Source organism: Halomonas sp. 141, assembly GCF_002810305.1.
Classification (GTDB): Bacteria; Pseudomonadota; Gammaproteobacteria; order Pseudomonadales; family Halomonadaceae; genus Vreelandella; species Vreelandella stevensii.
Genome location: NZ_PINZ01000017.1, coordinates 56719 through 66517, shown reverse-complemented (window position 1 = coordinate 66517; position 9799 = coordinate 56719). Strand labels below are relative to the sequence as shown.

The 9799-nt window shown below is 56.4% G+C and carries 14 protein-coding genes and 1 pseudogene; 2 read left to right on the top strand and 13 right to left on the bottom strand.

Annotated elements, in window-relative coordinates; genetic code table 11:
- Nucleotides 1-77: 77 nt before the first annotated feature.
- Both CWI66_RS09755 and CWI66_RS09745 read left to right on the top strand, forming a co-directional pair.
- Nucleotides 78-998, top strand: a pseudogene (locus tag CWI66_RS09755) (IS256 family transposase); the annotation flags it as partial.
- A gap of 175 nt (nucleotides 999-1173) precedes the next feature.
- A complete protein-coding gene (locus tag CWI66_RS09745; RefSeq protein ID WP_050980289.1) occupies nucleotides 1174-2499 on the top strand; it encodes an acetyl-CoA hydrolase/transferase family protein in 1326 nt (441 codons plus the stop codon).
- Nucleotides 2500-2546: 47 nt separating this feature from the next.
- Here CWI66_RS09745 and CWI66_RS09740 read toward each other — a convergent pair whose 3' ends face one another.
- The 13 genes from CWI66_RS09740 to CWI66_RS09685 all read right to left on the bottom strand — a co-directional run bounded on the left by CWI66_RS09740 (nucleotide 2547) and on the right by CWI66_RS09685 (nucleotide 9785).
- Entirely contained in the window at nucleotides 2547-3428 is an 882-nt protein-coding gene (locus CWI66_RS09740; RefSeq protein WP_016914157.1) for a phosphate/phosphite/phosphonate ABC transporter substrate-binding protein, read from the bottom strand.
- Nucleotides 3425-3622 carry an EAL domain-containing protein gene (locus CWI66_RS18580; RefSeq protein WP_016914158.1) on the bottom strand — a complete coding sequence of 66 codons (198 nt, stop codon included), beginning with the start codon at nucleotides 3620-3622 and terminating at the stop codon, nucleotides 3425-3427. The genes CWI66_RS09740 and CWI66_RS18580 overlap by 4 nt, the downstream gene beginning before the upstream one ends.
- A complete protein-coding gene (locus CWI66_RS18680; RefSeq protein WP_198517519.1) occupies nucleotides 3535-3813 on the bottom strand; it encodes an EAL domain-containing protein in 279 nt (92 codons plus the stop codon). Before CWI66_RS18680 ends, CWI66_RS18580 begins: the two co-directional genes overlap by 88 nt.
- A 4-nt stretch (nucleotides 3814-3817) precedes the next feature.
- Nucleotides 3818-4117, bottom strand: a complete 300-nt coding sequence (locus tag CWI66_RS09730; RefSeq protein ID WP_016914159.1) for a helix-turn-helix domain-containing protein — start codon at nucleotides 4115-4117, stop codon at nucleotides 3818-3820.
- Entirely contained in the window at nucleotides 4110-4424 is a 315-nt protein-coding gene (locus CWI66_RS09725) for a transcriptional regulator (protein WP_016914160.1), read from the bottom strand. The genes CWI66_RS09730 and CWI66_RS09725 overlap by 8 nt, the downstream gene beginning before the upstream one ends.
- Before the next feature lie 488 nt (nucleotides 4425-4912).
- Nucleotides 4913-5182: a hypothetical protein gene (locus tag CWI66_RS09720; RefSeq protein WP_016914161.1), complete on the bottom strand. Its 270-nt coding sequence runs from the start codon at nucleotides 5180-5182 to the stop codon at nucleotides 4913-4915.
- 165 nt (nucleotides 5183-5347) lie between these two features.
- Nucleotides 5348-5749 carry a type II toxin-antitoxin system death-on-curing family toxin gene (locus CWI66_RS09715; RefSeq protein ID WP_000351249.1) on the bottom strand — a complete coding sequence of 134 codons (402 nt, stop codon included), beginning with the start codon at nucleotides 5747-5749 and terminating at the stop codon, nucleotides 5348-5350.
- Nucleotides 5749-5919: a hypothetical protein gene (locus CWI66_RS09710; RefSeq protein ID WP_001080654.1), complete on the bottom strand. Its 171-nt coding sequence runs from the start codon at nucleotides 5917-5919 to the stop codon at nucleotides 5749-5751. Before CWI66_RS09710 ends, CWI66_RS09715 begins: the two co-directional genes overlap by 1 nt.
- 780 nt (nucleotides 5920-6699) lie before the next feature.
- A complete protein-coding gene (cobO, locus tag CWI66_RS09705) occupies nucleotides 6700-7311 on the bottom strand; it encodes a cob(I)yrinic acid a,c-diamide adenosyltransferase (protein WP_100731553.1) in 612 nt (203 codons plus the stop codon).
- A gap of 19 nt (nucleotides 7312-7330) precedes the next feature.
- Nucleotides 7331-7771: a YtoQ family protein gene (locus CWI66_RS09700; RefSeq protein ID WP_016914164.1), complete on the bottom strand. Its 441-nt coding sequence runs from the start codon at nucleotides 7769-7771 to the stop codon at nucleotides 7331-7333.
- A gap of 72 nt (nucleotides 7772-7843) precedes the next feature.
- Nucleotides 7844-8608 (bottom strand): precorrin-6A synthase (deacetylating), encoded by a 765-nt coding sequence (gene cobF / locus CWI66_RS09695; protein ID WP_016914165.1) that lies wholly within the window; start codon nucleotides 8606-8608, stop codon nucleotides 7844-7846.
- Complete coding sequence (gene cobM / locus CWI66_RS09690; RefSeq protein ID WP_016914166.1) at nucleotides 8605-9402, bottom strand: precorrin-4 C(11)-methyltransferase; 798 nt, start codon at nucleotides 9400-9402, stop codon at nucleotides 8605-8607. The genes cobF and cobM overlap by 4 nt, the downstream gene beginning before the upstream one ends.
- Nucleotides 9402-9785, bottom strand: a complete 384-nt coding sequence (locus CWI66_RS09685) for a cobalamin biosynthesis protein (protein ID WP_016914167.1) — start codon at nucleotides 9783-9785, stop codon at nucleotides 9402-9404. Before CWI66_RS09685 ends, cobM begins: the two co-directional genes overlap by 1 nt.
- Nucleotides 9786-9799: the final 14 nt, after the last annotated feature.

Sequence of the window (9799 nt, the reverse complement as noted above, 5' to 3'; positions counted from 1 at the left end):
TTGCACGGGGCGAATGATCAAAAAGTGCTCGCTGGCGGTGATAGGGAAAGTGTCGGCGCCGGCTTCACGGATTCAGGCTGATTCCCTGGCTCTACCTGCGTGGCGTTTCCTCCGGTGACTTCCAGGAGGCCCTGAGCGCGCTGATCGGCGAGCAGGCCAATGGCCTGTCGGCGAACACGGTCTCCCGGCTCAAGTCGAAGTGGCTTGATGAGCACAAGGGCTGGCAGCGACGGGACCTGAGTCAGAAACGCTATGTGTACTGGTGGGCTGACGGCGTGTACAGCAACGTCCGTCTGGATGACCGGCTCTGCCTGCTGGTGATCATCGGCGTGACCGAGCATGGTCACAAGGAGCTGGTGGCTGTGGAGGACGGCCACCGGGAGTCCGAAGCCAGCTGGCGAGAGCTACTCACGGATTTGCGGGAACGTGGCTTGGAGCCCTCGCCCAAGCTGGCTGTTGGCGACGGCGCACTGGGCTTCTGGAAGGCTCTGAGCAAGGTGTTTCCGGACACCCGGCATCAGCGGTGCTGGGTGCATAAGACCGCCAACGTGTTGGACAAGCTGCCCAAGTCGGTACAACCGAAGGTGAAGTCAGCCTTGCATGAAATCTACCTGGCGGAGACCCGAGACAGCGCCCACAAGGCGTTCGACAGCACCTTGAGACGATTCCGAGACAAGTACCCGAAGGCCATGGAAAACCTGGAGAAGGACCGGGATGAGCTGCTGGCCTTCTACGATTTTCCGGCGACTCACTGGATTCACTTGCGGACCACCAATCCGATTGAATCCACGTTTGCCACGGTGAGGCTAAGAACCAAGCGGAGCCGCTCCTGTGGCAACCGGGACACCACGTTATCGATGGTGTTCAAACTGCTCCAATCCGCCCAGAAACGCTGGAAGCGGATCAAGGGGTTCGACCAACTGAAGCTGGTCGTGGATAACGTACAGTTTCAGGATGGAATACAGGTGGAAGATCAATCTGACAGGAACGCTGCCTGATGGTCATACACCAGATTTGACAATAACTCCAGAGTGCGTCATGCTGAACAAAGGGACGCACGTTATCGAAGCGCTTGGTGTGCTCGACAGCATTCTCAAGCGCATGGAACAGCATCAAACCAAAAAAAGGGCACTACTCAGGGCACTGAGATTGGCCCAGAACGGACGGTAACAAGTGGATACCGATGAAGGATTGCTAGCCAGCTATCTAAAACGGAAGTTGTCTGCCCATGAAGCGGTCGAGACCATTTCAGGCTGCAGAAACCTGATTCTCGGAATGAGCGCCGCGCAACCGCCGGCATTGATGGCAGCCACTGCAGATGCCCTCAGAGATCGATTGATTGGTCCGTTAAACGTCTATTATCTGCATGGTACGGAACATCTTCAGCAAACTCTTTTAGCTCCAGATCTCATTGATCTCGTAACACCTCGTCCACTCTTTCTAAGCCATTCAGACAGGGCTGCCATTGCACAATCCAACTCTACAAATTGGATTGAATTCGTACCCGCAATGCTCCACCAGGCCGGCCGCCTGCTGACAGAGCACATAGATCCGGAATGTTTTTTTGTGACCGTATCGCCGATGGATCGCCATGGATATTTCAGCCTCGGCACCAACGCTGATTACGGAGCGTCGGTGATCCGAAAAGCAAGGAAAGTCATTGTCGAGGTCAACCGGTATATGCCTCGAACCTTTGGTGAATGTTCCGTCCATATTTCAGAAATAGACCACATCGTTGAGCACGATCAACCGCTGGTAGAGGCAATCCCCAAGGCGCCCACAGAGGTCGATAGAAAGATTGCGCAACAGATCATCGAACGGATTGAAGATGGGGACACCTTACAGATCGGAGTGGGCGGAGTACCAAATGCCGTGCTCTCGGGGTTGAAGCAGCACAAAGATCTGGGGCTACACAGCGAACTGTTCTCCCCGGCAATGGTTCCCCTGATTCAGGCCGGGATCTTGAATGGTCGACGCAAGACATGGATGCAACACAAGCACATTTTCACCTTCGCTCTCGGAGACCGTGCGCTCTACGAGTTCCTTGACGATAACCCTGCTATCGTTGGATACCCCGCTTCCTGGGTAAACAACCCCGACATCATTCGGCTAAACGACAACATGGTGTCTGTAAATTCAGCACTCGAAATAGATCTGACTGGCCAGATCAATTCTGAACAAATTGGCGATCGCCCCTTTTCAGGCACCGGTGGCCAACTCGATTTTGTTCGTGGTGCTTACGCCGCAAGAAACGGGCGCTCCTTCATTGCATTAAGGTCAACCGCTCAATCGGGCTCTGTAAGCCGTATCGTCCCGCGTCTACTCGGCGGTGCCGTCACAGACCCCCGGAATGATGTGCAATTCGTAGTGACTGAGTATGGCTGCGTAAACCTTAAAGGCCTCTCTATCCCTCAAAGAGCCAGAGCCCTCATCCAAATTGCATCTCCTGAATTTCAAGATCATCTTGAGCGAGAGGCAACGTCACTTGGATGGATATAGGCACTATAGATCGGATCACTGAAATCAGAGCGCTGGATAATGCCAACCTAGTTGTTTAGAACAGCCTCAATCGCCCGGTAATCATCATAGGTCACGAGGTTTATTCCCACCGCTCGCTGAGTATTCAGGTATTCCGAGAGCATTGGCGAAGGGGTTGTCAGTAGATTAATGACCCGGCTCCGAACGTCCTCGCAAATTCCACTGCGGAATACAAAAGGGTCATAGTGTAACGGTACCGAACGCCAGAGAACCGTTAGGGTGTCCTCTGCAATCATGCCGCGCCTGAGCGCTTCATCTGCTCTTGAGCTGGAGACAAAGGCAGCCTCCGCCTTGTTGTCCAGCAACGCCATCAATGCCTTGTCATGGCTACCCGCGTATATGTTGGCTCCAAAGAAATCGGAGAATGGCTCGCCGATCGTGGTTGCAAACTCGTTTTTGGGAATGAGAGCCCCTGATGTACTGGAAGAATCTGTCAGCAGTATCCTGGTATTTCTCAGGTCCTCAATGCTGTTTATCCCCGCTGCCGTTGGAACTACCAGTAACGAATAATAGAAACTCCCCTCGGGTGTAAAGAGCCCGGCCTCGGTGGTTAGAGAAGCGAAGGCATCCAGACCCGGGTCTGTTCGATGGGCGATAACATAGGATGCCGGCCCCATAACGGCCAGGTCGACACCGCCCGAGAGTACACCGTCCATCACGCTCTCGTAAGAGGTGGCTCTAACCAGTTCTACCGGCATCCCAAGCCCCTGCTCTAGCAGCGTAATCAACGGCTGATATTCAGAGGCCTGCTGGTCGATATCTTTTTTTGGGATCATCGTGAAGGTCAATCTGTTCATGTTGCAGTTTTTGACCTCTCGGACGGCTCCCCAACTATAAAACGATGCAAAGGCGAGCGATGCGAACGCGAGAATTAACGTCAGCAACCTCATGCTCTGGCTTCCTCTTCTGCGAAGGTTCTCAGGAACTCAGGAATCTTCTCCGCTGGCATGGGGCGCCCCAGGTGATAGCCCTGTGCAATGTCACAGCCGGCGACTTTCAGGTGAACCAGCTGCTCACGGGTTTCCACGCCCTCGGCCACCACTTTGAGCGCCATGCGCTTGGCCAGAATAATGGTAGAGGACACCGCACGATCGGACTGTCATCATGGCTGTTTGAGATGCGGTTAATCAGGCTTCGGTCAATCTTGAGCTTGTCTACCGGTACCGCCTCCAGGTGGGCGAACCCCGCGTAACCGGTGCCGAAATCGTCAAGACTGAGGCGGATACCTGCCGACTTGAGGCAATGCAGGCTCTCAACTGCCCGGCCTTCCAGCATACCGTTAGCCCCGGAGTTCGAGGTCTTCCCGAATAACCTCCGGATGACGGAAAGCAATCTCGATGAGTGCCTTTGCCGGCCCTGAGGGTTTACGTCGACCTTGCTCCCATTCCTGCAACGTACGCGGAGAAATATGCAGTACCTCAGCAAACTCCCTCTGGGTCAGGCCGGTTTTACCGCGTGCCTCTGCCACCTCGTTAGGCTCCACACGACTGACTCGTGCGGCTTTGCCCGCTTTCATTTCTTTGACGGACTGGAGTAGCTTGTTGCCAAGCTCCTCAGCACTCAGGGTCTCGTTACTCATTTTCCAATACCTCACGAATCGACTTCAGGATATGCGCGGGTATGTTGTCCTTGACGGCCTTTTTGTAGATCACCAACAGCCAGATCTCGCCATTTGCCAACCTGGTGAAGTAGATAACTCGCACTCCACCCCGCTTCCCTGAACCCGCAACCGACCAACGAACCTTTCTACATCCACCACTACCGGGAATGGGATCACCTATTTCCGGATTGGCTGCCAGCCAAGCGAAGAAAGAGCTCCGCTCCTCTTCAGTCCAAATTTTCCTGGCGTCCGCTTCAAATGTAGGGGTTTCGATGATGGTAAACATACTGACAAATATACGTCATTGACGGAGTTTTGCAAGGTAGGCGGCTAGAAGGGTTAACGCCGCGCACACCGGTGCGAGCTTGCGAGCATCCGACGGCCGCCAGGCCGTGTAGTGCTGCGCTTGGTTATGGCTGCGACGCTCCCAGCTCTCTACTAGCTAGCACTATGCAAAGCGCTAGCGGAGCCACAGCCCGAACAATGCGAGGCAAGAACTGAGTACCTGCCACCGCCACAATTTTTCTTAGTGTCACACCACGCCGATTGCGATGATGTGGCCGTTTACCTTTTACTTTCCGACTACCACCAGGAGCGAAACTGCCAAGCCTGTGATGAACCGGAAGACTCTAATACCGGTTAACTTGGCTTGTGGCACGACGCCGACAGTCCCTACCTAAACCCAACTAAAAGCAAAAAGCCGAGCACCCATAACGCCTGAGTTAAGCCGCGCCGCGAAGCGGCGTCGGCTTGAATGAATTGTTAGGTGTGATGTTAGCCACGGAACGGCTCATCTGTACGAGGAGCGTCAGGCGCTTGCTTGTCTAGCGACTCGCGGTACTTGATGCAGCCACGCATGAAATGAGGCCACGCTGGCACAGCAATTTTGGGATCAACCTTCTCGGGCAGGAGCGCCCACAGAGCCGGATGGTGCCAGCACAGATCATGGCCAGTGGTGTCTCGGTGTTCGCGGATACCTTGGCGAAGTTTTATGACCTCTGCCACAAGTTGTTCCTGGGACATTTCTAGTAAATCACTATCCATCCATGACCTCTTAAATTTGCGGCGGACTTCACCATCACACCTAACGCCGCGTTAAGGGGTGAGCAACGCAACTACCAACTCACCGCATTGCACTAAAAACTAATAAAATCAACGCATAACGAAAATGCTACGCGTTGCGAATCCCTCTTTAACGCCTTGTTATGTTTAGAGAACTGAATTTTGTTCTTTTGCGTATTGTGCGTAGAGAATGTCGGCAAAATCTGTTTCGTTGATAATGCCGATAACAAGATCTCGAACTGCATCCGCAAGTAAATCGTTTTCCTGCGTAAGCTCAAAATCGTTAAGTGATAAATATTCAAGTGCCACAGCCAAACCTGTGCGTTTGTTGGCATCTGGTAGCGCATGTGAAACCGCTATACAAGCAGTGTATTTAGCTGCGATTTCGAAAACATCATCCAGTCCTTCATAAACGATCGCATTATCGATTCGACCTAGCGCCCCTTGAAGCTTAGGAATATCAACTGCCCCTTTCATTCCTGGTTCTGTTTTTAGGATGAAAGCATTAATTTCGATCACTCGTTCAAAAGGAAAACAGATGATATCCATTACATATCAGCCAATTTAGTGAATGTCTTCTGATGGGTACGCAAAGCAAGTTTTGTTTCAGACTTCACAATTTGACGACCAGCATCACCAGTTAAATCAAGCTTTTTGCTAGCCTTAATTTTCGGTCTTTCAACAGCATCAACGCCGTAAGCTTCAACTTTTCGATTCATATCACACCTACTATCAATAAAGGTTTGACCGATTATAGCCCCAAAACGTGATAAAAAACATAACAGTGATTATACGCCCTTCCACATAACATTATTGAACGCGCCAGCATGATTATTGATGTTATATCGCCACTCAAAAAATCATAAACCACTGTTTCTAATAGACTATGTCTGACTCATGGCAGCATAACCAAAATTCGCGTGGCCGCTGCTTTTTGCGATTTCATCATACTCTATTGATAAATTTGGCTTTGGTCACGCAGATTTTCGGAAAAATTGAGTTGGGTCAAGGGATGGAGTGGTTGAGGGAATGTGGCGGGTTCGGGGCGGCTGGGCGCCGCCTTCGCGGGTGCCTTCCTCGCTCGTTGCTCTCGCTCGGGCGTTACGCCGCGCTACGGGTGGGCTGAGGCTTGGTGGCCTGATCGTCGCGAGCTGAAGCTCCCTCCCACAAGGGCGGGTGGGCTGAGGTTTGGTGGCTTGATCGTCGCGAGCTGAAGCTTCCTCCCACAAGGCGGCTTCGGGGCGGCTGGCGCCGCCTTCGCGGGTGCCTTCCTCGCTCGTTGCTCTCGCTCGGGCGTTACGCCGCGCTACAGGGTTGACGGCGCTTTGTGGGATGTGGCGGGTTCGGGGCGGCTGGCGCCGCCTTCGCGCCGGGCCGCCGCTGCGGGTGCCTTCTTCGCTCGTTGCTCTCGCTCAGGCGTTACGCCGCGCTACGGGGCCGAACGTCTAACACTCACGGGTCACCAGCCACTCCTCTCCCCTTCCATTTTTCTCCTCACTTCAAAGCTCGATGCCTTTTTGGGCTTTGATGCCTTGGTCTTTGAAGGCGTGTTTGACGACTTTCATTTCGGTGACGGTGTCGGCGAGGTCGATGAGGGGTTGGGGGGCGTAGCGGCCGGTGACGATGGCGTGTTGCATGGGGGGGCGGGCTTGCAGGTCGTCGAGGACCTGGTCCAGGTCGAGGTACTCGTAGCGCAAGGCGATGTTGAGTTCGTCGAGCAGTACCATGTGGTAGCTGTCGTCTTGCAGCATGCGCTTGGCTTGTGCCCAGGCGGCGTTGGCGGCGGCGACGTCGCGTGCGCGGTCCTGGGTGTCCCAGGTGTAGCCTTCGCCCATGACGTGGTAGTCCACGTTGGGCAGGTGGCGGAAGAAGGCTTCTTCGCCGGTGCTGAACGCGCCCTTGATGAACTGCACCACGCCTACCTTCATGCCGTGGCCCAGGGCGCGGGCGAGCATGCCAAAACCGGAGCTGCTTTTGCCTTTGCCGGGGCCGGTGAGCACCAGCAAGATGCCCTGCTCTTTGTCGGCGCGGGCAATGCGCTCGTTCATGATTTTTTGCTTGGCCGCCATGCGCTGGGCATGGCGTTCCGGGGTTTTGGCATTTTCGCGCATGGGGGCTCCTTGGGGTGTTTTACGCTTTCAGTACATAGCGCAGGGTTTCCACGACCTGATCGGTGGTGGTGCACCAGGCTTGGGCCTGGGCGTCGACTTCTTTCAGCGGGTGAACGATCTCTTCGCTGTGCAGCGTGATGTAGGGCTTGGCCAGGGCTGCGCAGTAGCCTGCATCGAAGGCGGCGTTCCACTGTTTGTACTTGTCGCCGAAGCGCACCACCACCAGATCGGCTTGTTCGATCAGGGTGCGGGTGCGGATGGCGTTCACTTTGGAAGACTGGTGGTCGCGCCAGAAGCCGTTGTCCGGCTTGCCCAGGTGGTCGCCAGCAGCATCGGAGGCGTCGTGGTCGGTCACCGGGGCGGTGAAGACCACGTCCAGGCCTGCGGCTTCTGCGCCGCGCTGGATCTCTTCACGCCAGTCGGTGTGGATCTCGCCGGAAAGGTAGACGTAAAAGCTCATGGTGGCTCCTTGCGATTTGCCGAGGGTATATGCGTCCATTCTATGGAAAGACATTCCATATTCATACCCGTGTTAGTGCAAAGGCTGCTGGGCCAGCAGGTAAATGTCCATGATCCAGCCATGGGCGTCACGCAACTCACCGCGCCGCTGAAGAATGGTATCGGCCACGTCGCTCAGTTGCCCTTCGATCAAGCACTGCTTGTCCATGCCCAGGTAGGCACCCCACCAGATGTAGGTGTCCTGGGGCGGTAGCGTGGTGAAGGCACCGCCGCTGTCCAGCATGACAGCCACCGTGGCGGCATCGCCTGGCCAGCCGCGTTCGCGCAGGCGACGGCCGGTGGTGATGTGTACCGGCTCGGCCAGGGCGTTGAGCGGGATTCTGTGTTCGGCGGTCAGCACTTGCAGGCTGGTAATGCCCGGGATGACCTGTACGTTCATCGCCCTGCCCGCGGCGCTCAGGCGCTGGGTAATCCGCAGGCTGCTGTCGTACAGCGAAGGGTCTCCCCACACCAGCATGCCCACCCGCCCGCCGTTGGGCAGGTGAGCATCGATGTGCTGTGCCCATGTGCGGGCGATGGCGGCGTGCCAGTCGTCCACCGCCCCCAGGTAGTCGTGGCCGTTGGCCCGCTGAGGCAGGTCGAACTCGACCACCCTGGGCGTCATCGGCGCTTCCAGCAGGCGTTCGCAGAGCAGGCGGCGCAGGTCGATGAGATCCGACTTGGACGCGCCTTTGCGGGGCAGCAGTATCAGATCGGCATCATTGAGGGCGCGCACGGCGGCCAGGGTGACGTGGTCAGGGTTGCCGGTGCCAATACCGATCAACGATAACGTAATCATGGCTCGCTCTCCCCCGCTGGGGCCGCAAAGGGAGAATCCGCCGACTGGGGACGAAAACGGCGGTCATAGCCTATCGCGTAGAGGCTGCTCTCCTGGAAGTCTTCGCACTCCAATACCGGCCCCACCAGAATTAGCGCGGTGCGCTGCATGGTGTCATCGATCTTCGTTTCTATCGTGGCTAGCCGCCCACGCACTACCCGCTCATCGGGCCAGCTTGCTCGCCATACCACCGCCACCGGGCACTGCGCTCCATAATGTGGGGTCAGGCTTTCCACCACCTGGGCAAGATTGTGAATGGAGAGGTGAATGGCCAGGGTGGCGCCAGTGCGGGCAAAGTTGGCCAGGGTCTCTTCGCTGGGCATGGCACTGGCCCGCCCAGGTGTACGGGTGAGCACCACCGACTGGGCCACGCCGGGCAGCGTCAACTCCTGGCCCAGGGTCGCTGCTGCGGCGGCAAAGGAGGGCACACCGGGGGTGATGCTGTAAGGAATCTTCAACTCACGCAGGCGGCGCAGCTGCTCGCCCATGGCCGACCATACCGAGAGATCCCCCGAGTGCAGGCGGGCGATGTCCAAGCCTGCCGCGTGGGCGGTTTGAACTTCGTGAAGTATCTCGTCTAGCGATAGCGGCGCGGTGTTGATCACCCTGGCCCCTGGCGGGCAGTGTTGCAGAATCTGCTCCGGCACTAACGAGCCCGCATAGAGGCACACCGGGCAGGCGGCGATCAGGTCACGCCCGCGCAGGGTAAGCAGATCCGGCGCGCCGGGGCCTGCGCCAATGAAATGTACGGTCATTATCGATTTCCTTCTGCCAACGCCAGCGCGGCGGTGGCCTGTCGATCCGCTGAGATGATTCTGGGCCCTAGCAGCCTTGCCCCTGGCCCGGCCCCCAGTAGCGCCACGGCTTCGGCGACGCTGCCCGTACCACGGGCCTGCATGCTGCGAACCGAGTGGGTGAGCGTTGAGGCTGAAGAGAGCTCGGCGTCTGCCACGGCGATTACCTCCAGACTGCGCAGTTGGCCCAGTTGTTGAACCAACGGCAGCATGGAGTGGGCCGATGCCAGTTGGTCGATGGTGCCATACTGCTCGATCAGTTGATCCAGCGCTTGACCAAGAGACGTCAGCGGCGCTTCGCTGCGAAAGCCAAACCCCGCTACTTTTATCCTTTGCACCTTCATCGCGTGCGCTATCG